Source organism: Xylella fastidiosa, assembly GCF_011801475.1.
In the GTDB taxonomy this organism is placed as follows: domain Bacteria; phylum Pseudomonadota; class Gammaproteobacteria; order Xanthomonadales; family Xanthomonadaceae; genus Xylella; species Xylella fastidiosa.
This window is the reverse complement of record NZ_CP044352.1, coordinates 2149083-2175971: the sequence shown is the minus strand read 5'-3', so window position 1 is coordinate 2175971 and position 26889 is coordinate 2149083. Positions and strand designations below refer to the sequence as shown.

Genomic DNA, 26889 nt, shown 5'->3' with positions numbered 1-26889 from the left:
CGATGTACTGTGCAGGGTGTTGAGTGAATGTTATTTGAGCTGCATTTCACTGTTGAACTTGGTTGGGTATGTGTGGTGTGCCCGGTGTGATGGTGTACGTTGCGATGTCATTTTTTGGTGGCATGGTTGCCGTTTGTGTGAGGTGCTGTCTGGGTGTGATCGTTTTTTGGTAGGGCCAGGGTTAGTTTGAATTTTGGGGTGGGTTTCAGTAACAAAAGCATGTGTAGCAGCTTATATGGTGCTCGGATATAGTGCTCCGACTGTGATTGCTGTATGGAATAATCTGGACGGAGATTTCGGATGCGCGTGCTCATTTTGGGAAGCGGCGTGATCGGTACCACCAGTGCCTGGTATCTGTCCAAGGCTGGTTGTGAGGTAGTGGTGGTGGATCGTCAGTCTGGTGCTGGTCTGGAGACCAGTTATGCCAATGGTGGTCAGCTGTCTTTTGGTTATACCTCGCCCTGGGCGGCCCCCGGTGTTCCGTTGAAGGCTGTGAGGTGGTTGTTTGAGCGGCATGCGCCGCTGTCGATTCGTCCGACGACTGATTGGAATCAGTATGTTTGGTTGGCACGGATGTTGCGCCATTGCTCTGCTGAGCGCTATGCAGTGAATAAGTCGCGGATGTTGCGTCTCAGTGAGTACAGTCGTGAAGCGTTGGAGGCGTTATCTGCTGAAACTGGGATCACGTTCGAGGGGCGCCGTTTAGGGACTATTCAGTTATTTCGGACGCAGCAGCAGCTTGATGGGGCTGTTCGGGATATCGAACTACTCACTCAGTACGGTATTCCATACGAGGTGCTCAGTCCGCATCAGCTTGCTAAGTTTGAGCCTGGTTTGGCCGATGGTAGCGTCCGTTTTGTGGGTGCGCTGCGCTTGCCTCATGATCAGACTGGGGATTGTTGTTTGTTCACGCAACGGTTGGCTGCGTTGGCGGCTAAGCGTGGGGTTGAGTTCCGTTACGGTTGTACGGTGCAACGCTTGGAAGTGGATGGTCCTCGTGTGACGGGTGCTTGGATCAATGGAGCGTTGGAGCGTGCCGATTGTTGTGTGGTTGCGCTCGGTAGTTATTCGCCGCTGTTATTGGCGCCGTTGGGCTTGCGTTTGCCAGTGTATCCGTTGAAAGGGTTTTCGTTGACGTTGCCGATGATTGATGCGTCGCGTGCGCCCGTTTCGACGGTGCTTGACGAAAGTTACAAGGTTGCGGTTACTCGTTTCGATGAACGTATCCGTGTGGCGGGTATGGCAGAGGTCTCTGGTTACGATGTGTCGTTGAATCCACGTCGCCGTTCGACGTTGGAGATGGTGGTGCAGGATGTGTACCCTGGGTGCGGTGATTTGGGGCGTGGCGAGTTTTGGACTGGGCTGCGCCCGGCGACGCCGGATGGGACCCCGGTGATCGGTGCGACGCCCTATCAGGGTTTGTTTCTTAATACTGGGCACGGCACGCTTGGTTGGACGATGTCATCCGGTTCAGGCCGTTATTTAGCCGATTTGATATGTTGTCGCCCTTGTGAAATCTCCAGTGAAGGGTTGGATATGTTCCGTTACTTGGTGTCGACGATACCTTGCCCGCAAGAGTGTGCTCCGTGCGTCCCGCCCACGCCGTAATTGATCTGGATGCGTTACGTCACAATTATCGATTTGCTCGCCGTCTTGGCGGTGGCAAGGCGTTAGCTGTGGTGAAAGCCGATGCGTATGGTCACGGTGCGGTGCGTTGTGCGCAGGCTTTGGAGGCTGAAGTTGATGGTTTTGCGGTGGCGTGTATCGAAGAGGCGTTGGAGTTACGCCAAGCCGGTATCCAGGCACCGATCCTGTTGCTGGAAGGATTTTTCGAGGTTGAAGAGCTGGAATTGATTGCTAAGCACAATTTATGGACTGTGATTGCTTCGTCCTGGCAGGTGCGGGCGTTGGCTGCGTTCCACAGTCCATCTCCAATTGGGGTGTGGCTTAAGTTGGATAGTGGCATGCATCGGCTTGGTTTGGAGCCAAAGGAGTTTCGTGATGCTTGGATGTCTCTGCATAGTCTGCCGCAGGTGGGCGAGGTCGTCTTGATGACGCATTTGGCCCGTGCTGATGAGTTGGATAATCCTCGTACCAATGAGCAGGCATCGGTTTTTGCACATGCTTCGCAGGGAATGGTGGCGCCAGCAAGTGTGTGTAACTCTTCAGGTTTGCTTGGTTGGGCAGGGTTGTACAGTGATTGGGGTCGGCCCGGGTTAATGTTGTACGGTGTCAATCCTATTTCGCAGGAGAGCACGTCACTTAGTGGGCCATTGCGTCCTGTGATGATGGTGTATTCCAAGCTGATTGCGGTACGCGAGTTGCCTGCCGGCGAGCCAGTTGGCTATGGGGCATCCTTTGTCACTGAGCGGCCAACCCGGGTTGGTGTGGTAGCGATGGGCTATGCAGACGGTTACCCGTATTTTGCGGTCAATGGTACGCCGCTCTTGGTTGATGGGCGTGTTTGTCCGTTGATCGGCCGGGTTTCTATGGACATGTTGACGGTTGATCTGACAGACCATCCGCAGGCGGATGTTGGCAGTCAAGTGCAATTGTGGGGTGTGCAACCGGGTGTGGCTGAACTTGCGGCACATTGTAATTTGAGCGCTTATCAGTTGTTGTGCGGTCTTAAGCGTGTACGTCGATACTATTTGGGTGAGATGGGCGCAGTGTGAGGGCTGGGGTGCTGCTAGTGGAGCAGTTTTGTGTTTTTCTAACGTTCACTACGGTCGTGTTTCTACGGTGTTCAAGCTGTTTGGCGTCAAATGGGTTATACCGTTTTTTGTTCTCTCAGTAGCTGGGGGCGGGCATTAGGCGCTGCGGTGATCGGCTTTTTGTGTATCGTTTTGATCTTGTTGCGGTCGTGCGTGGTGCAATTGGACAAGGTGTCTATGCGCATTCTGTTGTCTGGGTGAAAAAGCAATGTGCCTGTTTGTTGATGTCAAAATAGTTTCTGTTTGGTGACATGATATGACGTTTTTATGATGCCGTTGGTGGTGATCTGATCGTGTTCTCGACTTGATATCGACACGGTGCGTGCTTGGATAGTACGTTGTCCGGTGCCGATCAGTTTCGGGGTCCATGGTGGCTACTACAAGTTTTATCTAGTACGGATTTTCTTTTGGACATATCGCCTCCGCTTGTCCTGCAGTCACTCGACATCCCATCGGATGTCTACCGGGAGATGCTGTGTACCCTTGAGGCTGGCTTTTGCATCGTGCAGATAGTGTTGGATGACGGTCAACCGGTTGACGGTATATTCCGTTTGACCAATGCCAGCTTTGGTCGCCATCTCCGGCTTGATTCGGTGGTTGGGGAGTCCGTGTGCGGCATCATGCCTGACGATGGGCCGGAATACATTAAGCGTTATGGTGGGGTTGCGTTGTCTGGGCAGCGGGTTCACTTCGAGGCGCGGGCGTTGCGCCGTTGGTATTCGGTGGAAGTGATGCGTGTTGGAGCGCCGGAGGGGCGATTGCTTGGGGTTCTATTTGTGGATATCACCGAGCACAAGCGTATGGAACGTAGGTTGGCCGAGAGCGAGGTGCGTTTCAATATTTTGGCTGATGGTTTGCCGATGCCCGTTTGGGTATTTGATGCACAAGGAGGGATGCGGTTCGTCAATACTGCGTATGGGGAGTTCTTCGGTGTCGATTTGAGCAGTGGCACGCTTCCAGAGTGGAGTATGGTGCTGCATCCGGAGGATGTGCTGATATTCGAGTTCAAGTTGAGTGCGGCGCTGAAGACGCAGAGTGCGCTTCGTGCGTTGGTACGGGCACGTCGTTATGACGGGCAATGGCGTTGGATTGAAATGAGTGCCACGCCGCGTTATTCGCCGGATGGTCACTTCATCGGTCTGACGGGGAGCAGTCAGGATGTGACGGAGCGTCTTGAGATTGAGTTGGCGCGTGAGCAGTTGCTGAAATCCGAGCGTGCGGCGCGCAATGAGGCCGAGAATATGGCGCGATTGAAGGATGAGTTTCTGTCCACGCTTTCGCATGAGTTACGTACCCCGTTAACGACGATTTTGGGTTGGAGTGAGTTGTTGTTGCAACGCATTGAGGAGCAGCATCCTTGTTACAAAGGGTTGTCGGTGATTGCTAGCAGCGCCAAGGTTCAAAAGCGTTTGATTTCGGATATGTTGGATCTAAGTAGCATGCTGCTGGGCAAGATGCAGTTGGAAATGGAGGTGCTGGATTTAGTGGAGCAGATCCGCGAGGTGATTGGGTTGTATGAGCAGGTTGTCGAGAGCAAGGGGCAGCGGTTGCTGCTGCGCGCGCCGGAGATGCCGTGTTTGGTGTTGGGTGATGCAACGCGCTTGCGGCAGATATTCGAAAATTTGTTGTCTAATGCGATCAAATTTACTCCAACGGATGGCTGCATTGATGTGGAGATTGATGCCGATGGCGACAGTTTCCGGGTATCGGTGACGGATTCTGGTGATGGGATCGCTGCCGAATTTCTACCGCATTTGTTTAGTCGGTTTCGTCAGGCTGATGGTACGACGACCCGTTGTCACGGTGGGCTTGGTCTGGGGTTGGCGATTGTGCAGAGTTTGGTGGAAATGCATGGGGGTTATGTTGGTGCGACCAGTCCGGGGCTTGGTAAGGGTGCAATGTTCACGGTGTCTTTGTTGCGTTATGTATGTGCGATCAATGTTGCCGATACTGTGATCTGTGATCGGCGTTTTGGATCAGTAGGCGACCAAGGGGAGTATTGAAGTGATTTCATTGTTCTGGTTGTACCAGGATGCATTTGCAAAATGCCGTTTCCAGGTTGGATGCAGCATTGCCGTTCAATGTCATTGTGTGGCCGGTGTCAGTAAAGCGCTGTAGATCGAATGCCTTTGTATTTGTTCGATGCACTGCTCACTTCTGGTCTCAATCGTCGGCGTTGTCGTCAACGGAACAGCGGTGCGTTGAAATCTGTTCATTCACAACGGAGTCAATGTGAAGAATGATTTCCGGCAAGGGACGGATGCAGGGATAAAGGCACGTTTTATTTGAAGCGTCATGTTGCGGCCTATGCCCAATCAGGTTTGGTGATGCATGCTGATGCGGCGTGTGGCGTTAAGCACGTCTCGGTGGCGAATGTTTGTGTTGGCTTTGGGATGACTTTCGTATCGGTTTGAATGATGAATGCGTTGTGGGGGCATCTGGAAGCCGACCAAGTGTATGACGTCATGCTTGGGGGGCTTGGGGGTTGATGTAATAAGCTGAAGGTGAGGAAGGAAAGGAGCGGGGAAACGCTTGGAATCTTCGTAGTGATGCGGACTTAGGAGTTTTTGGGTTGTTCTGGACGCTGGTCGGGGAGACAGGATTCGAACCTGCGACCTCTACGTCCCGAACGTAGCGCTCTACCAGACTGAGCTACACCCCGAAGCAAGCGGCCAATGTTACGGTGATTCCAACATATTCACAAGGATTTTAAGTCATTCGGATAGATCTCCAGCTTTTTTAAATAATGATGTGCTCAATGTATCTGCGCTTGGTTGTGTGCTGATGTGATTTGCACAAACAGCGTTGGGGTTTGTAGTGCGATTGTGTCGCTGAAAGTGGTTAAAAACGACTTGGATAGGTACCTGACGATGGAACAGGCAGATCTCATGTTGTCGTTATGCAGTTTGCTGTTCTGAATTTGGCAACGTGTTGTGTGCTGCTCTGAGTGTTGTCAGCGAGATATGAGGGGCGGTGGCTGTCTCTGCTGGAGGTGGTAAGCATCAGAAAAAACAGTTTGTCAATTGCAATCATAATACGGGTGTATCGTTATTTATTGGAAATAAGAGTGACTCATCAGAATCGAGCGCTGTAATGGTGTTCGATAGGACGACTTCGCAAAATAGCAGATTCAAGCAGGACGATTGACGTTTGCACGGGTTTGCTTGGAATCGCCGGTGGTGTGTTATTTCTTGGGGAGATAAACCAGTGGATCGACGGGTTTACCGTTGTAGCGGATCTCGAAATACAGCATGCGGCCCATTTCGGCAATGGGTTGGTTTGCTTTGACGGTTTGTCCCTCATTGACCAGACGTTTTCGGTTATGGCCGTATGCAGAGATCCATTGCTCGTTGTGTTTGATGATGATTAATTCGCCGTAACCTATCAGGGCCGATCCGGAGTACACCACTGTACCGTTGGCAGCGGCGCGAATGGTTTGACCGTTGTTGCCGTTGATACTCACGCCTTGTTTGGTGGTTTGGCCAGCGACGAAATTGCTGACGACAGCGCCCTCGGTTGGCCAGAACCAATTGAAGCCGCTATTTGCTGGAGCGGTGCTGGTTGTCGTTGGGGATGGGTTTGAGGGTGTGGGTCGGGATGTGACGGGCTGTGTGGGCGTGGGCGTGGGCGATGCTGTTGCATCCTCTGGATACAAACGCAGTACTTGGCCCGGGTAGATGGTTTTGGATGCAGTGAGCCTGTTCCATGCGGCGAGATCTTGCGGTGCAACGCCGGTGCGGCGTGAGATTGCATACAGTGTGTCGCCCTGTTTCACAACCACAGTTTGGTTGGATTTGGCGGTGGTGCGTGGGTTGCTCGTATTGTTGGGGCGTACCGCAGTGGCAGTGCTGCAGGCAGTGAGTGCTAGTGCGAGTGCTGTTGACAGTAATAGTTTTGATATCTCCATTGACCTTTCCATTATCCAAATTTGGTTTTCCAGATAACCCAGCCAACCAGACCGATCAGAAGCGCGCTGGTGATCCAGCCAAGGGGTTCAATCCATCGATGCAGTAGGGTTTCTGCGCGTTTGCCGCCAAGTTTGATTGCGCCAGCGACTAAGTAGACTCGCTTGCCGCGGCCGATCAGCATGCTGCTCAAGAACGGCAGTAAAGGTACACCGACGATGCCCGATGCCCAGGTGAATATTTTTAATGGGATCGGGGTGAAGCCGACCAACACGAGCAGCCAAAACGCGCGCCATGGCGATTCGAGGACGAGCTGTTGCAGTTGGTGTATTTGCTTATCGATGGCTTCGCTCCAGCCCAACCATGCGATCAGTGGTTGCATTATTGCAAATGCGAAGTGGCCGAGTAAGTAACCCAGTAGTGCGCCAGCGAGTGAGCCGAGTAGACTCAATGTGGCGAACCACAGTGCTTGATGTCGGTTGGCGAGCGACATCGGTGCCAGCATCACTTCTGGCGGGACGGGAAAGATGAACCCTTCGACGAAACTCAGTCCTGTGAGGAGTGCGGGGGCATAACGATGACGTGACCAGGTGATTGCGCGGTTGTACAAAGGACCGAATATTTTCATCAATGGCGTCCTTAAGGTGGATTTAATCCAACATCCCTGGTAGCAGGGATACAAATGTGACTGGTTCTAAAATCTCGTGTGTGATGCTACCGTCGATTGTTCGTGTGAGCTGCACTAGGGCTTGCTCTGAAGCGGTGCCGACAGGAGCCACCAGGCGTCCGCCTATTGCAAGTTGTTCGATGAGAGTGTCGATCAGTGTCGGGGCTGCTGCTGTGACCAAGATGGCGTTGTAAGGTGCATGTTCTGTCCAGCCGGTGCTCCCGTCATCGTGTTTGCTGCGTATTTTTATGCCAAGCTGGCGGAAACGCTTACGTGCTTGACGCAGTAGTTTGCCGATACGCTCAATGGTGTACACCTCCAATCCTAGTGAGGCCAGAATGGCGCTCTGGTAGCCGGAACCTGTACCGATCTCGAGTATTTTTTTGGGGACAACCTGCATGACAGCTTCGGTCATCCGTGCGACGACCCAGGGTTGCGAGATGGTCTGTCCATGGCCGATGGGCAATGCGGTGTCTTCGTAAGCGCGCAGTGCCAAGGCTTCATCAATGAATAAATGGCGTGGCACGATGCGAATGGTGCTGAGTACCCGTTCGTCTTGGATGCCGCATTCGCGTAGTCGTTCGACCAGGCGGTCTCGGACGCGTTGCGACGTCATGCCGATCCCTACGGCTTTCGCTTGCAGGGATGGAGGTGCAGTCATGTGGGCCAGTCCATGTGTGCGGTGAGTCTGTCCGTCCATCGGGTGACATTTTCCAGGGCTTGGTAACGGGTCAGATCGACGTGAATCGGGGTAATGGAGATGTATGTGTTACGTACTGCGTCGAAGTCAGTTCCTGGGCCGGCGTCCTGTTCAGGACCTGCGGGGCCAATCCAATAGATGGTATGTCCGCGCGGATCGGTTTGGGTGAGACAGGGGGCGGAGCGGTGACGATTGCCAAGCCGGGTGACTTTGAAGCCGCGCATCTGTTGCCAAGTCACATCTGGCACGTTGACGTTGAGGATGGTATCGGCTGGGAGCGGGTCGGTTTTTAGTTGCGCCACAATATTTATTGCTGCGTGTGCGGCGGTTTCATATTGAGGTGCTTGCTGTCCTTCGCGGCAGAGAGTGACCAACGATACGGCGACTGCAGGGAGTCCGAGGAAGCGTCCTTCCATGGCTGCCGATACTGTCCCGGAATAAATCACGTCGTCTCCGAGGTTGCCGGTGTTGTTGATTCCGGAGACGACGATGTCTGGGTCGTAGTTCAGCAGGCCGGTGAGTGCCAGATGCACGCAGTCGGTGGGTGTGCCGGCGACACTGTAAGTATGCATGTCGATTTGTTTGGCTCTGATCGGTGTGTCCAATGTAAGTGAGTTGCTGGCGCCGGAACGGTCCCGATCCGGGGCAACAACCATCACTTCGTGTCCGGCATTGCGTAGTGCGTCCGCCAAAATCTTGATGCCGGGAGCGTCGACACCGTCGTCGTTACTGACAAGAACGCGCATTAGTGTTTTCTTGAGTGAGTGTCATGCCATTACATGATCGTATCGTGTAACAAATTGAGGGGCCAACACGATGATCCAGTGATCTTGCGTGTTTGGCATGTGCCTTACATGATGCCTTGCACTCGGTTCCTAATGCCACAGGATTTAGAGCGAGCCGGTGTTTTTTCTACCGGATGGAGCTTTGCTGCGTTCATCAATCCGTATGGTGTTAGGGGATGCGAATGCTTTCCGGAATTGGCCTGCTTCAGTGAAGTGCTGCATCAATATTTTCTTGCGAGCCAGGATTTTAAACGTATCGTCGTGTTGTTGTTCAGCAGTGTTGATAATGAGGTTTGATGTTTTAGTGAACGATGCGTGCGGCGTTTTTGCAGTTGCCTTGCCTCAGTGTGCGAGTGCTTCTGTTCGTATGCTGATGTTGATGTGTGCGAGTTGCTTGCTGAATTGGAATGTGTAAAGAAAAAAATCGATATCCCTTCATCATGTCGTGACGTGGCATTAAGCCGCTTACTGTGGAAGGAGAAGGGATGATGAATGGTGTTAATGCGGTTGTTTCCTAGCAATGGCAATGTTGCGGTATTGCTTAAGTGGTGGGAGTGTCGTTCGCTCATGTGCGGTGTGTGGTGATAGAGCATCGTTGTCGTTGTGTACTGCATTTTTTTAATTTTAAAGGGATCACGGTGTGCTGCATTGATCTGCTGCAGTGATCCGATTGCGTCACAATGCGTATTGCAGCTGTGAGCGGCGGTATGTTTGTATCGTTCTAATTTTACAGTGATGTTAGGGTTGTTTTCATAGTGCACGTTTGCATCGGGGTCACATAGACAGTCGGCGCTGTGTCGGTTTTTTCAGTGTATTGGTGATGTGGTGAAGATGGAGTGCTCAGATCAGCAGCGCTGTGTCCAGGATAAGATGCGGGGGTTTTTCTTTGCCTTGGTGTCATATTGAGATCGCCTCTTAATAGGGATTACGATCCTCGTATGTCTGTTGTCTGTTATTTGCGTTGGTGTGTGGAACATTGTGTTACCAGCGATCTTGGTAATCTCATTCCGTGAAGCGTGTATCAGCGGATGGGTTGGTTCTGAATAGGAAAGCGGCATTGATACCGATAACGCTGTGCTCGCATTATTCCGGACACACTGTCATTGCAGCGTCCATTGTTGTAACCGCAATTCACGTTGCAAATAGCCGTTGCTGATTGCAGTTGAATACAGACATTGTTTCAAGAGGGAGGTTGAATCCTAGCCTGCTGATCACGTGGTGTCCGGAATGCGGTGTTGCTTGGCGTGAGTTATATCGGTGCAGCAGCAGCGTCACACTGAAAAGCAGCAGGTGCTGTGTTAATACGGTCAGTATGGGGTTTCTAGCGATTGGAGTTGCTGTTGATCAGTTGCTATGTAGAGTGTTGATGCGTGATGCGTGATGCGTGATGCGTGATGCGTGATGCGTGATGCGTGATGCGTTGTTGCATTTTGTGATGGTCAAGGGGCGATGGTGTTATCGATCTTTGGGGCTGTTCCTGCGTTGCCTCTGCGGTTGCTGATGTTCGTTTTAGCGACATATGGCGGTAGTTTTTTGCGGGTGTTGTTGCAGGAAGGGTTCCCATGTTCTGTGGTTGTGGAGTTTCATTGTTTCCGCGGCAAGCGTAGTTCTCCTAGAGGGCTTGCCATGCGGAACGGTACGGATACCAGGCGCAGATTGCGATTTAGTTGTATTGCAAAGTGTAAGTGGGGAGCGGTGCTGAAGCCGGTATTGCCTGACAATCCTAAGCATTGTCCGGTGGCGACGCGGTCACCCTGATGCACGGTGATGCCGTCCGCAGACAGGTGTGCGTATATGGCCATGCTGCCGTCTTCGTGCAGGATGCGAATCAGGTTGCCGCCCCCAACGTGGTGACCATTGGTGGCTGTTTCTTGAAAGCCTGTTTGAACTTCCATGATGCGTCCTGCACGTGCGGCCAAGATGGGAGTGCCCTTGGGGAGGGCAAAGTCTAGCGCGTAGTAGTTGGCAACGTCGTGGTGGCTGAATGTGCCGCCAAAGCCCTGATCAATGCGAATGGGGGTGATGTCGAATGGCACACGGTAGATGCTGTCATCGGCGTATCCGTACGGATCTCCTGGAACAACCTCCAGGCGGATATCCACGCCTTGGTGCAGACCGTTTTTACCCGGGTACAGTTGTGCTAGTGCAATGCACTGCCCTGGGGGCAGGACGGCGGTGATGGGGAGTGTGGGGGCTGTATGTAATGGGATTGATCCGGTTGCAATTAGTCTGACTTGTGCCGGTCCTGCGAGTGGATTGCTTGCTTGGGCGGTGTAGCGATCCCCATCGCGGCGTAGATCCAGCCAGGAATTGGGGGCAGTGATGCATGAGGTGGTGGGGGAGGCGGTCCGTGGCCACAGTGTGGTGCGCCAGTCGGGTCGGTCTTGGGCAGTGGAGGGAGGGGGCATCATGGCGATCAGGACCGCAGCAGACACAGGGAGCAGATGTGATGGCATGGTGTTGAGTGTGAGTCGGTGCAGAAGGTTTGAGTGATGAGTGGCATTGAATTTTGATTAGATAAAAATATATCTCTCTATCCGTATGGAGAGATTGACATGGTTGTGTAAGGGTGGCATTTTGGGAAGGCCATTGAGAGCGTCCGACGGGATAAGCCCTGCAATGCTGAAGCAGTCAGTAGGGCGCGTAAAGCGCCTGGGTTTGATGTGGAATTCAGTGTGGACTTCCGCGTCTGCTAAAGGAGGGGGTAACTCCGTGCCCTTTGCTTGACGCACCTGGCTTTCTATCAAGCTCGATGGGTCGTTGCTTTGCTGGAGACTGCTATGAGATCCGTAAATCCCTCATTCACTTTTTGTCTTGATATGCCCACTCCCGACGATGATGGCCAGATTGCTGTGCGCGGTGAAATCATGGTGCCTTTGTCGATGTGCCATGCCGGATGGGTCGATCTGCGTTTGCGTTATGAGTTGATTGGCTGTGCTGCTGGGCCGGTGGTGTTTGTGCTTGGTGGTATCTCTGCACATCGCCATATTGCTGCGACCGCTCGTTTCCCGGAGAAGGGCTGGCTTGAAGGGTTGGTTGGTACGGAGCGTGCATTGAATCCGGAGCGTTTCCGGCTGCTTTCGTTCGATTTTCTAGGTGCTGATGGCCAACTTGATGTGCCCATTGATACCGCCGATCAGGCGGATGCGATTGCTCTGTTGTTGGAGAGGCTGGGGATTGCTACGTTGTATGGTTTCGTCGGTTATTCATATGGTGCGCTTGTTGGTTTGCAGTTTGCGATCCGTCATTCAGAGCGGGTACGTCGCATGATCGTGGTTAGTGGCGCACATCGAGCACACCCTTATGCAGCGGCTTGGCGTGCATTGCAGCGCCGTGCGGTAGCGTTGGGGCAGTTGCAGTGTGCTGAGCATCAGGGTTTAGCATTGGCACGGCAGCTTGCGATGCTGAGTTACCGTACTCCCGAGGAGTTTGAGGAGCGTTTTGATGTGGCGGCGCAAGTGATCAACGGTCGTGTGCGTGTGGCGGCTGAGGATTATCTAGACGCTGTTGGCGCTCAGTATGTGGCGTGTACTCCGGTCAACGCTTATATGCGTCTGTCCGAATCGATTGATTTACACCGTGTGGACCCAACGCAGGTGGTGGTGCCTACGGTGGTGGTTGCCGTTGAGGGGGATCGTTTGGTGCCGCTGTCCGATCTTGTTGCACTGATTGAGGGTTTAGGCCCGTGCGGCAGTTTGCGGGTGTTGCGTTCTCCTTACGGTCACGATGCTTTTTTAAAAGAAACTAATCGCATTGATGCGATTCTTACGACAGCGCTACGTCCTATAGGAGAATCCATATGAGCATTCATGATGTGCACGAAGGCACGTGTCACGTGACCACTTCCGCGGTGCGTGCTGGGATCGATTCCGACACTGCTCATGGGGCAGTGACGCCACCGATTGTGCTTTCATCCAACTTCTCGTTTGAACGTTTCGGTCATAAGCGTAAGTACGATTACACACGTAGTGCTAATCCAACGCGGGATCTGCTCGGCGAGGCGCTTGCGGAGTTGGAGGGGGGTGCCGGTGGTGTGGTTACGGCGACTGGGATCGCTGCGATTACGTTGGTGTTGCACGCATTGCTCCGGCCGGGTGATCGTTTGGTTGTGCCACATGATGCTTACGGTGGCAGTTGGCGTTTGTTCAATGCGTTGGCTCAAAAGGGACATTTTGAATTGATCACTGTCGATTTGACGGATGCACGATCACTGGTTGAGGCATTGGCACTACCACCGAAGTTGGTATTGATCGAAACTCCTTCCAATCCATTGTTACGTATTACTGATTTGGGTGCGGTGATTGAGGCAGCGCACCGTGTCGGTGCTTTGACTGTGGTCGACAATACGTTTATGTCTCCGGTGTTGCAGCGTCCTTTAGAGTTCGGCGCTGACTTGGTATTGCATTCGACCACGAAGTACATCAATGGCCACAGTGATGTTGTCGGTGGCGTTGTTGTGGCACGTGATGTTGCGCACTATCAGCAGTTGGTGTGGTGGGCGAATGCGCTGGGTCTGACCGGCTCGCCATTCGATGCCTTCTTGACGTTGCGGGGGGTGCGCACGCTGGATGCGCGTTTGCGTGTGCATCAGGAGAATGCGCAGATGATTGCAGCCTTACTGGAGGGGCATGGTGTGGTGAAGCACGTGCATTACCCAGGATTAGCTTCGCATCCGGGGCATGTGCTGGCGGGGCGGCAGCAAAAAGGGTTCGGTGCCATGCTCAGTTTCGAGTTGCAGGGTGGGGAAGAGGCGGTGCGGGCTTTTGTCAGTGGCTTGCGTTATTTCACGCTGGCTGAGTCGCTGGGTGGGGTTGAGAGTTTGATCGCTCATCCGGCTTCGATGACGCATGCTGCCATGACGCCCGAGGCGCGTGCTAAAGCGGGTATCTCTGATGGGTTGTTGCGCTTGTCGGTGGGGATTGAGGCCAGTGAGGATTTGATCGTTGATCTGGTGGCTGGTTTGGGGCGTGCTCAGGCGGTGCGGGAAGAGTGCAAGGTGTGAGTATTGGGGCGGGTCATTTGTTTACTCGTTAGTCCGATGTTCGTTGTGCTGGATGATGCACGTTGATGTGTGTGTTAACGGTTGCTTCGGTGACTCGTTGTGGTGATGTTCTCGGTGTGGTTTGTGCTGCTTTATCAATGTGGGTGATAGGGAGTGGGGATTTCTTGATTAGGTTATCCGCACGATCAGGTGCAGTAGGTCTGGGTGATCTGCATGGTTGATATGTAGCGGCGGCTGTCTGTCATTGGGGCAGGGCAGATTTAGTGTGTCGGTGTTTGATTCGTTGTGGGGCTATTGGTGCTGTTGTGATGTGGCTTGTCGATCCGTGGGGGGGGATCAGAGCAGTGATGTGGTAGGGGCAGCATCGTGTTATACCTTTCAGCAGATGTCGAAAGTAAGCTACACCTATTGCAAATAGGGAGGTGTCACATGGGACACGACCACACGCATGTACCGAAGGGGATGCATCACGAGCGCCCCTTGTGGTGGGCGCTTGGGCTTACGGCGAGTGTCCTAGTGGCCGAAATTATTGGTGCGGTGCTGACACGTAGTTTGGCGCTGTTGTCTGATGCGGTGCACATGGCTACCGACGTGTTTGCGTTAATGATTGCATTGGTCGCGGTGCGTCTGAGTCGGCGTCCGCCTGATGTGCGTCGTACCTATGGTTATGCACGGTTAGAGGCGTTTGGTGCGTTGGTTAACGGGGTATTGCTGTTTGGCGTCGGTGGTTACATTTTGTGGGAGGCTGTGCAGCGCTTGCGCGCTCCGCAGGAGATTGTGTCCAGCGGTATGCTGGTCATTGCCGTCTTGGGTTTGGTCATCAATCTGATCGTAATGCGTTTGTTGCATGCCGGTCGTGGTGAGAACCTCAGTATGAAGGGGGCTTACCTTGAGGTGTGGAGCGATATGCTCGGTTCGGTCGCTGTCATCGTTGCTGCGATGGTGATCTATGTGACCCGTTGGTATTGGGTGGATTCGGTATTGGCTGCGTTGATTGGGCTATGGGTTTTGCCGCGAACCTGGCTGCTATTAAGTGAGGCTGTCAATGTGTTGTTGGAAGGGGTGCCGAAGGGGTTTGCGTTGCCACCCATACGTGATGCACTTAGTGATCATCCTGGTGTGGCCAATGTCCATGATGTGCATCTGTGGGCATTAGGGTCCAGGCAGCCGTTGCTGACGGCGCATGTGGTGGCAATCCAAGGCACTGCACCGGATGCGTTGCGTCGCACATTGCAGGAGTTGCTGCATGAGCGCTTTAGTATTGAGCATGTGACGTTGCAAATTGAGATCGAGCATTGTGGGAGTGATGCTTGTGACGCGAAGCGTTCATAGTGTTTCAATGGGCGTTTGTGGTTTGCCCTGATGTGGGGCGCGAATGTCGTTACTGGCGTTGCTGTGCTGTTATTGAGACGGAATTCCACTTTGGTCGAAGTACTCAATGACATCAATGGAAATGTGGTCAATCTCTAACGTTGTGTCCGTCACCATCTCGACCCATATGTGTCTGTTACCCCAAGAGTCTTACAGCCTGCTGGTGCTTTCGCTGATAACGACAAACGACACCCCTGCTTCATCACCCATCATCCTGCCTGACGCGGGGCCATCGGTTGCCGCTCTACCCGCGGGGCGCTGGAGCAGTGCCTTTACCGGCACCTTAGTCGTTTTAATAACTCTGTCTTGGATCTGAGTTAAAGATGCCGGACTCAATCTACATCCCTTAACGATTGAACCATTTCAAACAGGTCAATTGCACTTTTGTTGCTATCTCCAATGTGGACTAGAACGCAATTCTTGATAGTGTTTTGAGTAAACGGTCCGCTATTGTTTAGCATCTGAAAGCGATTCACACAGAACCCTAATTTCCGCTCCGCAATTACTAATTTCCATTAAAAATCCGCTGAAAAGAATAATTAGTAATTTCACTCATTGCTGAGTTGAAATCCAATATAAATTATTTATTTTTATAAATAAAACATGCATTTCCTATGTTGTACGGTGACCGTAGCATCCAGTTCAGCGCTGGCTACACTGGATGGTGTTGTCTGAATGTCGATAGGCTAGTTGGCTATGTTGCTTTACTTTGCTGAAGTAGCGGATTTTTTGGGGAGATACAAGTCGGTGATGGTGCCGTCGTAGACTTCGGCGCTCATGGCAATCGATTCGCTCAGTGTGGGGTGTGCGTGGATTGTGTGGCTGATGTCTTCGGCTTCGGCACCCATTTCGATGGCGAGTCCGATTTCAGCCAAGAGGTCGCCTGCGTGGACGCCGACGATCGCTCCGCCAATGATGCGGTGTGTGTCTTCGTCGAAGATGAGTTTAGTGAAGCCTTCAGTGCGTCCGATGCCTATGGCGCGACCGCTGGCAACCCAGGGGAATTTGGCGACGCCGATGTTGAGTCCTTTCGCTTTGGCTTCGGTTTCAGTGATACCGATCCAGGCAATTTCCGGGTTGGTGTAGGCCACGGATGGGATCACGCGGGCAACCCATTCCCGATGTTTGCCTGATTCTGTTTCAGCAGCGGCGACTTCGGCGGCCAGTTTGCCTTCATGTGTGGCTTTGTGCGCCAGCATTGGGTTACCAACAATGTCTCCAATGGCAAAGATATGGGGTACGTTGCTGCGCATTTGGCGATCAACCGGGATGAAGCCGCGTTCGGTGACGTTGACGCCTGCTTTTTCAGCGCCGATGTTGTTGCCTGTCGGTGTACGGCCGACGGCAACAAGGACGCGATCATAGGTCGATGTTTTTAATGCGGGTTGTGTGCCTTGGGTGGGTGCTTCGAATGAGACGGTGATGCCTTTTTTGTCGGCTTTGACGTGGCTTGCTTTGGTGTTCAGGTGTATTTCAATGCCCTGTTTTTTCATGCGGTCCGCCAGTGGCTTCACTAGATCTTTGTCGGTGCCGGGGATGATCTGGTCCATGAATTCGACAATGGTGACGTGGCTGCCCAGGGCGTTGTACACGGTAGCCATTTCTAGGCCGATGATGCCGCCACCAACGACAAGCAGTTTTTTTGGCACTTCGGCCAGTTCCAGTGCGTCAGTGGAGTCCATGATGCGCGGGTCGTCCCAAGGGAAGTTTGGTAGCTTCACTGGGTGTGAGCCGGTAGCAATGATGCATTGTTGGAAATGGAGTCGTTGGGTGCTGCCGTCAGCAGCGGTAATGTCCAGTGTGTTGGGAGAGACGAAGTGCGCGATGCCGGTGACGGTGCGTACCTTGCGTTGTTTGGCCATCCCGGCCAAGCCGGCAGTCAGTTTGTTGACTACGTTTTGTTTGTATTCGCGCAGTGTGTCTAGGGTGATTTTGGGTTTGCCAAAATCAATTCCAAAGGTGCTGGCATGTGCAGCTTCGTCGATGACGGCGGCTGCGTGCAGTAATGCTTTGGAAGGAATGCAGCCGACATTGAGGCAGACGCCACCTAGGTTGGGATAGCGTTCAACGAGCACTGTATCCAAGCCGAGGTCAGCGGCGCGGAATGCTGCGGTGTAGCCGCCGGGACCGGCACCGAGTACGACCATGCGGCACTTGATGTCGGAGTGTTGTTGATCGGGTGCTGTCGGCTTGGAAGCGGCTGGTTGGGGGGATGGCGGGGGCGGTGAGGTGGTGTCGGATGTCGCCGCGTTGCTTGGTGAGGGGGGGCGGTGGTGTCTTCGGTCTCCAGCAGGAGGATCACGTCGCCTTGTGAAAGCAAATCGCCGACGTTGACTTTCAGTTCTTTGACAATGCCATTATTCATCGATGGCACTTCCAAGGTGGCTTTGTCTGATTCTAGTGTGAGGATCCCTTGGTTTTTGACCAAGTGGTCGCCAACGGTAACCAGCACTTCGATGACTGGGACCTTGCTGTAATCGCCGATATCGGGAACTTTGATTTCAATCACCGTCATAGGTGTCTCCTGTCGCTCGGTGGTTTGTGTTGGTCAGCGTCTTTGTCACAGCAGTACGCGCCGCATGTCGGCGAGTATCTGGCTGAGATAAGTGGTGAAGTGTGCGGCCAAGGCACCATCAATGACGCGGTGATCGTAGCTTAGTGACAGCGGCAACAGCATTTTAGGTGCGAATTGTGTGCCATCCCAGATGGGTTGGATGAGGGATTTGGAGACACCCAGGATCGCTACTTCAGGTGCGTTGATAATGGGTGTGAATGCGGTACCTCCGATGCCACCGAGTGAGCTGATGGAGAAGCAACCACCGCTCATGTCTGCTGGGGTGAGTTTGCCATCGCGTGCTTTTTTGGCGAGATCGCTGGTTTCTTGTGCGATCTCTACGATGCCTTTTTGGTCTACGTTGCGGATCACCGGGACGACGAGTCCGTTTGGTGTGTCGGCGGCGAAACCGATATGGAAGTATTTTTTGAGTGTGAGCGTTTCGCCAGTGGCATCAAGGGAGGCGTTGAATGTTGGAAATTTTTTCAGTGCTGAGGCGCTTGCTTTGATAAGGAAAGCCAGAACAGTCAGTTTAATGCCGGTTCCGTTCTTGTTGGATGCGGCATTCTCTTTATTGATTTGTACGCGCAGGGCTTCCAGTTGGGTGATGTCGGCCTGATCAAATTGGGTGACGTGCGGGATCATCGCCCAATTGCGGGCAAGATTGGCACCGGAAATCTTTTTGATCCGAGATAAAGGCTGGGTTTCAATTTCGCCGAATTTGCTGAAATCCACATTCGGCCAAGGGAGTAAGTTGAGGCCACCATTTGTGGTGATTGAAGCGGAGGGTGTTCTGCCTTCAGCCATACCAGTACCTAAGGTGGTGTTGACGAATTTCTGTACGTCTTCGCGGGTAATGCGTCCATTTTTCTCGCTGCCTTTGATGCGGCTCAGGTCCACGTCTAACTGGCGTGCAAGCAGGCGTACGGCGGGGCTGGCATAGGGGACCTTGGACGGTAGCACGGTGTTGGCGTCGAAGGTGATCGGTGGGGTGCTCTGTGTCCCTGCAGGGGATGCTGGGGCGGAGATGGCATCCCCTGCAGGGCTGGAATTGGGTGGCAATGCTGGTTTGTTTGTGGTTGGAGTGAGTGGGGTGCTCTCTGCGCTTTGAAGCACAACGACGATATCGCCTTGCGACAAGGTGTCTCCAATGTTGACCTTGAGTTGTTTGATGACACCGGTGGCGGAGGAGGGCACTTCCAAGGTTGCTTTGTCAGATTCTAAGGTGATTAGACTTTGGTCCTTGGAGACGGTATCGCCAACAGCGACCAGGACTTCAATCACTGGGACGTTGGTGTAATCGCCAATATCAGGGACACGCACTTCGATTAAGCTGCCTTCGTCTTCTGGATGTGCAGTGTTGTGAGCACGCGTGGTTGGCGTGTTAACGGTCATGGGTGTGGTGACTTCGGCAGTCTCTTCGGAGACTTCGATTAATGCGACGACATGGCCTTGGGATAAGGTATCGCCAACCTTCACTTTTATTTCTTTGATGATACCGGCTGTTGACGAAGGTACTTCCATGGTTGCTTTGTCAGATTCCAAGGTGATCAAACTTTGGCCCTTGGAGACGGTATCGCCAACAGCGACTAGCACTTCAATCACTGGGACGTTGCTGTAGTCACCGATATCGGGGACAAAAGCTTCCTTGATTTCGGTCATTACAGTACTCCGGCTATAAACAATAGGGGTGTCTATTGTGGCTGGCTCAGGGTGCAGCGCCAAGCAGTGGGTAATGATGTCAAAAATGAGCTTCGGTGTCGGTCCGCATTTTTTTAGTAAGTAGAAGGCATTTCTTTTTGCATGCGTGTCCGGTGTTGCGTCGTGTGGGTGCTCAGTGTGGTTGCAGTGCGTTTGCTGATTTAACTCATGGTTTGCGTTGGGTGCTGTATTGAGGCGTTATTGCCGGTCATGGGGGCTGGCGACGATGTTAGGGGCAGGGTTGCAGAAAGCGGTTGCTTTTTCTGTTTTTTGATTTTTATGGCGTGTATATGTTCTTTTTTACAGTGTCTTAGAACGTGGCTTGGACTTCGTTGGGTGGCTCGTTCGTAGGTGGAGTCATAGTAATGATGTTGATTTTCCCGTCATCTCATCGTGGATAAGTGTGCGGTTGGGCTGTATTCGCTTTTTGTCTGAAATCTAAACTAAAGTGCGGTACCTGATTTCAGATGGCGGGTATCGTTGGAACAGGGGCCGAATGAAGTAACCCCTGTAGCTGAACGACGGCTACGGATACACGGAGATGATGAAGAAGGGGTGTTTGAAGGGGTGTTTGAAGCGAAGCTGCTCACATTTGTTGTACTGGATATGACTGTTGACTGAATATGCCGCGGCAAACGTTTTTGGAGTGGAACGCTTGGCAGAATTACGTCCGGCGCCTCATGGAGCGCTATTTATGAAACGATGTGCCGTTTTTTTAGATGCATTTGATATTTTTGCCGAGCTAATTTCAGTGTACAGTGTCACAGTTGTTAAAAATTCATCACTTGGACGCCAAGCGTTGCGCTTCCCAATTCCAAGGGTGAGAATGAACAGTTAAGGAACTAGGAGAAAGATTCTATGCGTAAAATTTCACTGATTGGCCTAGCTACTATGAGTATGCTGGCCTTTAACACCTCAGCCTTTGCGTTGGGCACGGCTTCTTCCAACAGTGGTGCCTCCGGCAAGCATTGGTCAGTGGTTGGCGGCGCTGCCCTCGTGCAACCAAAGAATGGGAAAAATGCAGCACAGAATACTGTCAAGTTTGGTGGCGATGTTGCACCAACGCTTAGTGTCACCTACTACATCAACGATAATGTGGGATTCGAGCTGTGGGGTATTACTAAAAAGTTGAGTTATACCGCAAAGACTGACGCATCGGGCAAGATCGGCAATGTGACTCAAAAGACACCGTTAGCGTTGAGTGCGCAGTATCACTTTGGTCAGGCGCAAAACGTGTTCCGTCCGTTTGTTGGTGTTGGTTATTCTCAAGCTAAGTCTAGATTTACTGCTCTGGGATCTACCGATCGTGTGAATCTAGGCAATTTCCGCGGTGCAATCGGCACGATTGGTTTAGATATGAATGTTGATTCAAATTGGTTTGCTCGTCTTGATGCGCGTTATACGCGTTTCAGTAATAGCAATAGCAAGGCGGCTCTTTCTTCAAGTTTGGGTCTCGATCAGAATCGGAGACTGGATCCGTGGTCCGTGGGTTTCGGCATCGGCGCGCGTTTCTGAAAGTTTAGATCTCTCTCCAATAACAGCGTAAACCAAGACGGGCCCACCAGGGCCCGTCTTCTTGTTTGTAAATGTCCAGGCTGATTGGGACACATTTAGAACGCTGGTAACACCGCGCCGCCATACTTTTTATCGATAAAGCGTTTTACTTCAGGGCTGGTTAGTGCTTTTGCTAGCTTTTGTACCCGTGGGTCGTCTTTGTTGTCTTCACGTGAGACCAGATAATTTACATACGGGGAGTCTTTGTTTTCGATTGCCAATGCATCTTGATTTGGTTTCAGCCCGGCACTCAGTGCGTAATTGGTGTTGATGAGTACCAAGTCGATCTGGTCAAGCACGCGCGGTAGCATGGCTGCGTCTAATTCGCGGAATTTGAATAGCTTAGGATTCTCAAGGATGTCGCGCTGAGTCGCTAGCATGTTTTTAGGATCTTTGAGTTTAATCAGCCCTGCTTGGTGCAGTAGGATAAGTGCGCGGCTGTTGTTACTCGGATCGTTGGGGATCGCTATTTCTGCTCCTTTGGGTAGTGATGCGAGTGCTGTATAGCGGCGTGAGTAGGCACCGAACGGCTCAATGTGTACACCAACGACGGTGATCAGATGCGTGTTGCGGCTGCGGTTGTATGCTTGCAAATAAGGCTCGGTCTGAAAGTAGTTAACGTCGATTTGTTTTTGAGCAACCTGGTCATTGGGTTGCACGTAATCGTTGAATACACGGATGTCGAGTTGGATGCCTTGTTTGGCCAGCGTTGGCTTCACAAACTCCAAGATCTCAGCATGCGGTACCGCAGTGGCGGCAATACTGAGGCGATCATGGTTGCTGTCAGAAGGGCCGCAGCCGACGAAGAGGAGAGTGGCGACACACAGTAGGAAATGCTTCATTGCATAGAGTCGGTTATGAAAGATAGTTGGAAATGCGCGCTTTACTGTAGCAAAGCATGGCTGCGACATTTGCTTGGTGATGTGTATTGAAGCTCAACGTCGGCTGTAGTGTGCGACCAACCAATCACCAAACATCTGTATCAATTGCACCACCATGAGCAGTGCAATCACAGTGACCAGAGCAACGTCTGTGTGTGAGCGCAGATAGCCTTCGCGGTAGGCGACGTCACCCAATCCCCCCGAGCCGATTGCGCCGCCCATTGCTGTAAAGCCGACCACCGCGATTGCGGTGATTGTGGCACCAGCAATCAAACCGGGGCGTGCTTCTGGTAGCAGGACCCGCCAGACGAGTTGCCAGGTGGTTGCTCCCATCGCTTGTGCAGCTTCGACGACACCACGATCAACCTCGCGTAGCGCGCTTTCGACGAGGCGTGCGTAGAACGGTGCTGCACCGATGACTAGCGGCAGGATTGCACCACGGATGCCTAGTGAGGTCCCCATGATCAGCAAGGTGACTGGGATCATTGTGATCATCAAAATGATAAAGGGCACCGAGCGTAATAGATTCACTGCCAGTGCCAGCAGGGTGTACACCTGGGGATGGCGGCGCAATTGCGATGTGTTGCATAAATACAGTGCGATTCCCAAGGGAAGACCAAGCGCCAATGCGGGTGGCAATGCACCTCCGACCATGAGCAGGGTATCGAGTGTGGCGCGACCGATGTCTTCCCACTTATCAGCGTCCAGGTTGACGAAAAAACCGGGAGCGGCGATTGAGGGAAAGATCATGGGGATATTCATGCGCGTAGCTCCTCAATATGGATGCCGGCAGCAGCAAACGCTGCCTGTGCGGCGACTGGGTCGCCGCCAGACAGCGCGACAGTCAATTGTCCGTAGGGTGTTTCTTTAATACGGTCGATACGACCTGACAGAATGTTGTAGTCCACGCCAGTTTCTCGCGCCACACGTCCGAGCAGTGGGAGGTAAGTGTCCGTTCCGATGAAGGTCAGGCGCACAATGCGGCCCTTGACTAATGCGAAATCCTGATCCAGCGCGCTTGTGTCGATGTGCTCAGTTTCCATGACGAAGCTGCGTGTGGTTGGGTGCTGTGGATGCAGAAAGACATCTGTTACTAATCCGATTTCGACCAGGCGTCCAGTATCAAGCACGGCGACGCGGTCGCAGATGCGGCGGATCACATCCATCTCGTGAGTAATCAGCACGATTGTCAAACCAAGTTCACGATTGATCCGTGCCAGTAGCTGTAACACCGTGGAGGTGGTTTGCGGATCCAGAGCGCTGGTGACTTCATCGCATAGCAGGATCTGCGGGCGTGTCGCCAGCGCACGCGCGATGCCAACGCGCTGTTTCTGTCCTCCGGATAGCTGTGCCGGGTAAGTATTGGCATGTGCTTCTAGACCGACCCAGGCCAGCAGCTCAGCCACGCGTGCGTTGATCTTGGCATCAGATGCACCGGTAAGCTTGAGTGGGAAGGCGACGTTGCCAGCGACGGTATACGAAGACAGCAAATTAAAGTGCTGAAAAATCATGCCGATCTGGCGACGTAGTGCGCGCAACCCCATGCGATCCAGTACGGTAATGTCTTGTCCGTTGATCAGCAAATGTCCGCCGCTGGGTTCTTCTAAGCGGTTGATCATGCGGAGCATTGTCGATTTTCCTGCGCCAGAATGGCCGATAATGCCGAAGACCTCCCCTGCACGGATCTCTAGATTGAGAGGCTGTAACGCAGTGACCTCACGGCCATTGGCGCCATAGTGTTTGTAACTATCTTTAAACTGAATCACTGTGGTTGCAGCGAAATAAAAGGGAGTCAAGCCTATCAGGCTCGGACGATCGTTATTATTTCATGCGGTGTTTGCATTATGACGGTACCGAAGCAGTGCGGTGTTGTTTTCTATTTTTCTTCATTCATCGTCTTGTCTGAAGATGTCGATGATGCTTAGGGCGCTCGAGACGCACTACGCATGAAGGACGTGTTGTAACGTTTGGGAGCGAGAGTTCCAATGTTGATCGCACCAGGTCGATCACACAGATGCGACGGTTGATGCAGTGATGATCCGAGGTCATCGTGATGGACCGACACTCTAACGATGATTGGTTGATTTGTGACCCACCAAGGTCAGCGGCGCAGCATGGGAACACGGGAAATCAATGCACTGTCATTCTCGAAAATAGTGCTTGAAATTTTTTTCTCAATAGTGGATGAGGCATAAACGTTGGTTTTTTCTCTCTGATTCTCTTCTCACTTGCTTTACGCTCCCTTGCACTCGTTGCTGGTCGGTGTGTTCGACCTTCTGTGGTAGTCGACATATAGCGTTGTGTTGTGCAGATATCGCTGCTTCACCATGACCAACACAAGTTCAAGGTGTAGGTCCGGGCCAGATACGCTACCTGTAAAGTGCGCAACGCAGCGTGCCCGATATGCAGTGCAATGTGCGAGCACTGCGTAAACGTCGTGACGTTGATTTAAAGAATATGGCCGTAAGTTCCACAGTATCTGTGATATCTAAAGCCCATCGCAGCCGTTGTTGCATGTGATTGCTCTACACGCGTTTTTCGAGGTCAGGTTATGGATGCAATGGTCTGTATTGTTCCGCGAATCGTTCTTTTCTTAATGATGGATCAGAACACCATGAGCGCATGTTGGTACCTGGATTCACAGTGGCCGATGTCAGCGTCGTACGGGACCAATTAGCCTGACATTGAACAGGAGCGATTGATGTCGCACTGTTCGATACCTGAGTAGTGTTGGGAGTCACCTGAGTAGTGTTGGGAGTCCTCTGCCGACGTAGACGTCGCTTCACATGCGGTCATCAGACGCTCGGTCAGTTTGTGCAGCGCGGTTGCCTCTTGTTCCAAATGGGCGAGGAGAGCCGCTGGCAAATTGTGCATATCATGTCTCCAAATCTTATTAGCACTGCAAAAAGCAAATTTCAGGCCAATTTATTTGGAGGACCGTATCAACTTGTATTTGCAATGAGTGCTGTGTTCCTGGATGCAGCGACGTGCCCGCATTCATCTATTGGTATTTGTAGTCATGCATGGTGGGGAGGGCAGAAGACCAAGAAAAACATTGGGTAGAATGCATCCCGGGCAGGCAACTGAATATGGACGCTTGGGATTTTGATGGCTATCCCAATTCTGATGTATCACAACATTGCGAAAGTGCCGAAGCAGGTGCGACATCTGCGCGGATTGTATGTGACGCCGACGGCATTCGCGCGCCAGATGTGGCTACTTCACCGGCTTGGCTATTGCTGTCTGTCGATGTCCGCCGCGATGCCGTATCTCCGTGGTGAGCGTTCAGGAAAGGTCATGGTGGTGACTTTGGATGATGGTTATCTGGATAATCTGCAAGCGGCGCTTCCGGTGCTTCAGGCGCACGGTTTCAGTGCAACTTGTTACCTTGTCAGCGGTAGCCTCGCTCGCTTCAACACGTGGGATGCGGAACGGCTCAAAGTGTGCAAACCGCTGATGAGTCCTGCGCAAGTCCGTCAATGGCATGACGCTGGGATGGAGGTGGGGGCGCATACACGTAGTCACCCGCATCTCAGTGGGTGTACAGCAGCACAATTGCATGAAGAGATCGCCGGTTGCCGCGATGATTTGGAGCAGTGTATCGGTGCGCCGGTGACCCAATTCTGTTATCCATACGGTGATGTGACACCGCCGGTGATTGATGCAGTCTGTGATGCCGGCTATGCTGCGGCGACCACGACGCGGCGTGGCCGCGTCTTCCCCGGCCAACATCTGTGGACATTGCCGCGCGTGCCGGTATCGTACCGTCACATCCTCCCTCAGTTCGCGTTACGTACATTGACTGGTTATGAGGATCGTCGGGGATGAAGGTGTTGTTTGTGGGAACGTCCCGTGGAGGTGGGGGGGCTGAGAGTCATTTTGTCGGCCTAGTGCGCGCGATGGCTGAGACCAATCACCAGAGTACGGCGTTGGTTCATCCGGATGGATTGATCGCACGTCAGTTGCAACAGACGGCGATACGGCTGTTTACTGCTACGTTCCGTAACGTGATGGATCTACGTGGCTACCTAGCAATTGCGCGTGTGCTGCGTCTTGTTCATCCCGATGTGTTGGTGGGTGACTTTGGTAAAGAGTATTGGCCTTTGTTGTTGATGGGACGCCTTTACCGCTTGCCGGTGGTGCTGTTCCGGCATCGCTTGCCACCGATGAATCGTTTTTCGACCTATTGGGTGCCGCGCTTGGCAGATCGATTCTTCGCGGTCTCTGCTTACGCGCGCCGCCACTATTTGGCTGAAGGGATGCCCCCAGAACGGGTACAGGTGTTGTATAACCCGGTGGATACTGACGCGTTACGTCCCGATCCAAGAGTGCGTAGAGCAATGTTGCATGAGTTGGGTTGGGATGAGGATGTCCTTGTGGTGGGGTGCTTCGGACGGATCCACGAAGGGAAGGGGGTGTTCGTCCTTGCTGAAGCAATGGAGCAGGCGATGCAGGAGGAGCCGCGTTTGTGCTGTTTATGGATGGGTACAGGACTGCACGTGCAGCGCTTGACAGCCACCGTTGCCGACAGCCGATTCGCATCGCGGCAGCGTGTGTTGGGTTGGGTGACTGACCCGGCGCGTTATTTCCAGGCGTTGGCGATGCTGGCGATGCCTTCTTTGTCGCCGGAGACGTTTGGACGTGTCTCCGCAGAGGCGCAAGCATCCGGTGTGCCTGTGCTTGTGAGTGATGTGGGTGGTGCTGCGGAGACATTGCAGGATGGTACGACCGGGATGCTGCTGCCCGCCGGGGACGTGCCTGCGTGGCGGAATGCGATTCTGGCATTTTGTGATCCGCAACTCCGGGCCGCGATGGCGGCAGCAGCGCCGAGTTTTGTAGAGGCACGTTTCAGTCAGCGGGTGATCGCAGCGGAATTTATCAGTGAACTGGAGCGTGTGATTTCAGATCGTCATCACATGATTGCACCAATGCGCTGACGCTCCAGACCATCACATGCAAATAGGCTTGATCTTTCCTTTGCCTGTTCTTGTCTGCATTCACTAACATTCGTGCCTTTCATCCTCGCCATGTGTGTTTAGGCACACTTAAACCATT

General features: G+C 52.8%; 24 protein-coding genes, 1 tRNA gene and 1 pseudogene. 12 read left to right on the top strand and 14 right to left on the bottom strand.

What is annotated here, in order from left to right:
* Positions 1-300 precede the first annotated feature (300 nt).
* The 3 genes from F7G16_RS10065 (at position 301) to F7G16_RS10055 (ending at position 4717) form a co-directional block, all read left to right on the top strand.
* Positions 301-1608: a D-amino acid dehydrogenase gene (locus F7G16_RS10065; protein WP_004088180.1), complete on the top strand. Its 1308-nt coding sequence runs from the start codon at positions 301-303 to the stop codon at positions 1606-1608.
* On the top strand, positions 1587-2675 hold the full coding sequence (gene alr, locus F7G16_RS10060) for an alanine racemase (RefSeq protein WP_004088182.1): 1089 nt from the start codon (positions 1587-1589) through the stop codon (positions 2673-2675). Before F7G16_RS10065 ends, alr begins: the two co-directional genes overlap by 22 nt.
* Before the next feature lie 509 nt (positions 2676-3184).
* Positions 3185-4717: a PAS domain-containing sensor histidine kinase gene (locus tag F7G16_RS10055; protein ID WP_014607478.1), complete on the top strand. Its 1533-nt coding sequence runs from the start codon at positions 3185-3187 to the stop codon at positions 4715-4717.
* A gap of 7 nt (positions 4718-4724) precedes the next feature.
* On the opposite strand, the gene F7G16_RS12025 is transcribed toward F7G16_RS10055, so the two are convergent.
* Positions 4725-4862, bottom strand: a complete 138-nt coding sequence (locus F7G16_RS12025) for a hypothetical protein (RefSeq protein WP_155115085.1) — start codon at positions 4860-4862, stop codon at positions 4725-4727.
* Between the two features lie 137 nt (positions 4863-4999).
* On the opposite strand from F7G16_RS12025, the gene F7G16_RS12595 reads away from it, so the two are divergent.
* Positions 5000-5128, top strand: coding sequence for a hypothetical protein (locus tag F7G16_RS12595; RefSeq protein ID WP_020852843.1), 129 nt, complete (start codon positions 5000-5002; stop codon positions 5126-5128).
* A gap of 171 nt (positions 5129-5299) precedes the next feature.
* On the opposite strand, the gene F7G16_RS10050 is transcribed toward F7G16_RS12595, so the two are convergent.
* From F7G16_RS10050 to F7G16_RS10020, 7 genes are all read right to left on the bottom strand, one after another.
* Positions 5300-5376, bottom strand: a tRNA-Pro gene (locus F7G16_RS10050).
* A gap of 522 nt (positions 5377-5898) precedes the next feature.
* A complete protein-coding gene (locus tag F7G16_RS10045; RefSeq protein WP_011098270.1) occupies positions 5899-6633 on the bottom strand; it encodes a peptidoglycan DD-metalloendopeptidase family protein in 735 nt (244 codons plus the stop codon).
* Positions 6633-7247, bottom strand: a complete 615-nt coding sequence (locus tag F7G16_RS10040) for a YqaA family protein (RefSeq protein ID WP_004088189.1) — start codon at positions 7245-7247, stop codon at positions 6633-6635. The genes F7G16_RS10045 and F7G16_RS10040 overlap by 1 nt, the downstream gene beginning before the upstream one ends.
* A gap of 22 nt (positions 7248-7269) precedes the next feature.
* A complete protein-coding gene (locus tag F7G16_RS10035; protein ID WP_011098268.1) occupies positions 7270-7947 on the bottom strand; it encodes a protein-L-isoaspartate(D-aspartate) O-methyltransferase in 678 nt (225 codons plus the stop codon).
* The gene (gene surE, locus F7G16_RS10030) at positions 7944-8732 is read right to left on the bottom strand and encodes a 5'/3'-nucleotidase SurE (protein WP_004084374.1); all 789 of its coding nucleotides are present in this window, start codon (positions 8730-8732) and stop codon (positions 7944-7946) included. Before surE ends, F7G16_RS10035 begins: the two co-directional genes overlap by 4 nt.
* A 260-nt stretch (positions 8733-8992) precedes the next feature.
* Entirely contained in the window at positions 8993-9532 is a 540-nt protein-coding gene (locus tag F7G16_RS10025; RefSeq protein WP_011098267.1) for a hypothetical protein, read from the bottom strand.
* Between the two features lie 822 nt (positions 9533-10354).
* A complete protein-coding gene (locus tag F7G16_RS10020; protein ID WP_004088194.1) occupies positions 10355-11227 on the bottom strand; it encodes a M23 family metallopeptidase in 873 nt (290 codons plus the stop codon).
* A 324-nt stretch (positions 11228-11551) separates the two neighbouring features.
* Between F7G16_RS10020 and metX the strand changes: the two genes are divergently transcribed.
* From metX to F7G16_RS10000, 4 genes are all read left to right on the top strand, one after another.
* Entirely contained in the window at positions 11552-12574 is a 1023-nt protein-coding gene (gene metX / locus F7G16_RS10015; protein WP_012382741.1) for a homoserine O-succinyltransferase MetX, read from the top strand.
* The gene (locus F7G16_RS10010) at positions 12571-13773 is read left to right on the top strand and encodes an O-succinylhomoserine (thiol)-lyase (protein WP_004088196.1); all 1203 of its coding nucleotides are present in this window, start codon (positions 12571-12573) and stop codon (positions 13771-13773) included. Before metX ends, F7G16_RS10010 begins: the two co-directional genes overlap by 4 nt.
* Positions 13774-14202: 429 nt before the next feature.
* Complete coding sequence (locus tag F7G16_RS10005; RefSeq protein ID WP_004084369.1) at positions 14203-15105, top strand: cation diffusion facilitator family transporter; 903 nt, start codon at positions 14203-14205, stop codon at positions 15103-15105.
* 166 nt (positions 15106-15271) lie between these two features.
* Positions 15272-15460: a hypothetical protein gene (locus F7G16_RS10000; protein WP_126715040.1), complete on the top strand. Its 189-nt coding sequence runs from the start codon at positions 15272-15274 to the stop codon at positions 15458-15460.
* Positions 15461-15848: 388 nt separating this feature from the next.
* Here F7G16_RS10000 and lpdA read toward each other — a convergent pair.
* Positions 15849-17659: pseudogene (lpdA, locus tag F7G16_RS09995) on the bottom strand (dihydrolipoyl dehydrogenase).
* A gap of 45 nt (positions 17660-17704) precedes the next feature.
* The gene (gene aceF / locus F7G16_RS09990) at positions 17705-19360 is read right to left on the bottom strand and encodes a dihydrolipoyllysine-residue acetyltransferase (protein ID WP_004088199.1); all 1656 of its coding nucleotides are present in this window, start codon (positions 19358-19360) and stop codon (positions 17705-17707) included.
* Positions 19361-20012: 652 nt separating this feature from the next.
* Between aceF and F7G16_RS09985 the strand changes: the two genes are divergently transcribed.
* Positions 20013-20237 carry a hypothetical protein gene (locus tag F7G16_RS09985; protein ID WP_011098263.1) on the top strand — a complete coding sequence of 75 codons (225 nt, stop codon included), beginning with the start codon at positions 20013-20015 and terminating at the stop codon, positions 20235-20237.
* Between the two features lie 20 nt (positions 20238-20257).
* Complete coding sequence (locus F7G16_RS09980) at positions 20258-20914, top strand: OmpW family outer membrane protein (protein ID WP_004088201.1); 657 nt, start codon at positions 20258-20260, stop codon at positions 20912-20914.
* 95 nt (positions 20915-21009) lie between these two features.
* On the opposite strand, the gene F7G16_RS09975 is transcribed toward F7G16_RS09980, so the two are convergent.
* The 4 genes from F7G16_RS09975 to F7G16_RS09960 form a co-directional block, all read right to left on the bottom strand.
* On the bottom strand, positions 21010-21795 hold the full coding sequence (locus tag F7G16_RS09975; protein ID WP_004088203.1) for a MetQ/NlpA family ABC transporter substrate-binding protein: 786 nt from the start codon (positions 21793-21795) through the stop codon (positions 21010-21012).
* A gap of 93 nt (positions 21796-21888) precedes the next feature.
* The gene (locus F7G16_RS09970) at positions 21889-22581 is read right to left on the bottom strand and encodes a methionine ABC transporter permease (protein ID WP_370447377.1); all 693 of its coding nucleotides are present in this window, start codon (positions 22579-22581) and stop codon (positions 21889-21891) included.
* An 11-nt stretch (positions 22582-22592) separates the two neighbouring features.
* Positions 22593-23600, bottom strand: coding sequence for a methionine ABC transporter ATP-binding protein (locus F7G16_RS09965; protein ID WP_011098262.1), 1008 nt, complete (start codon positions 23598-23600; stop codon positions 22593-22595).
* 907 nt (positions 23601-24507) lie between these two features.
* Positions 24508-24708: a hypothetical protein gene (locus F7G16_RS09960; protein WP_004088209.1), complete on the bottom strand. Its 201-nt coding sequence runs from the start codon at positions 24706-24708 to the stop codon at positions 24508-24510.
* Between the two features lie 234 nt (positions 24709-24942).
* On the opposite strand from F7G16_RS09960, the gene F7G16_RS09955 reads away from it, so the two are divergent.
* Together F7G16_RS09955 and F7G16_RS09950 are read left to right on the top strand one after the other, a co-directional pair.
* Positions 24943-25662 carry a polysaccharide deacetylase family protein gene (locus tag F7G16_RS09955; RefSeq protein ID WP_011098260.1) on the top strand — a complete coding sequence of 240 codons (720 nt, stop codon included), beginning with the start codon at positions 24943-24945 and terminating at the stop codon, positions 25660-25662.
* On the top strand, positions 25659-26771 hold the full coding sequence (locus F7G16_RS09950) for a glycosyltransferase family 4 protein (RefSeq protein ID WP_004088215.1): 1113 nt from the start codon (positions 25659-25661) through the stop codon (positions 26769-26771). Before F7G16_RS09955 ends, F7G16_RS09950 begins: the two co-directional genes overlap by 4 nt.
* The last annotated feature ends 118 nt before the right edge of the window (positions 26772-26889 follow it).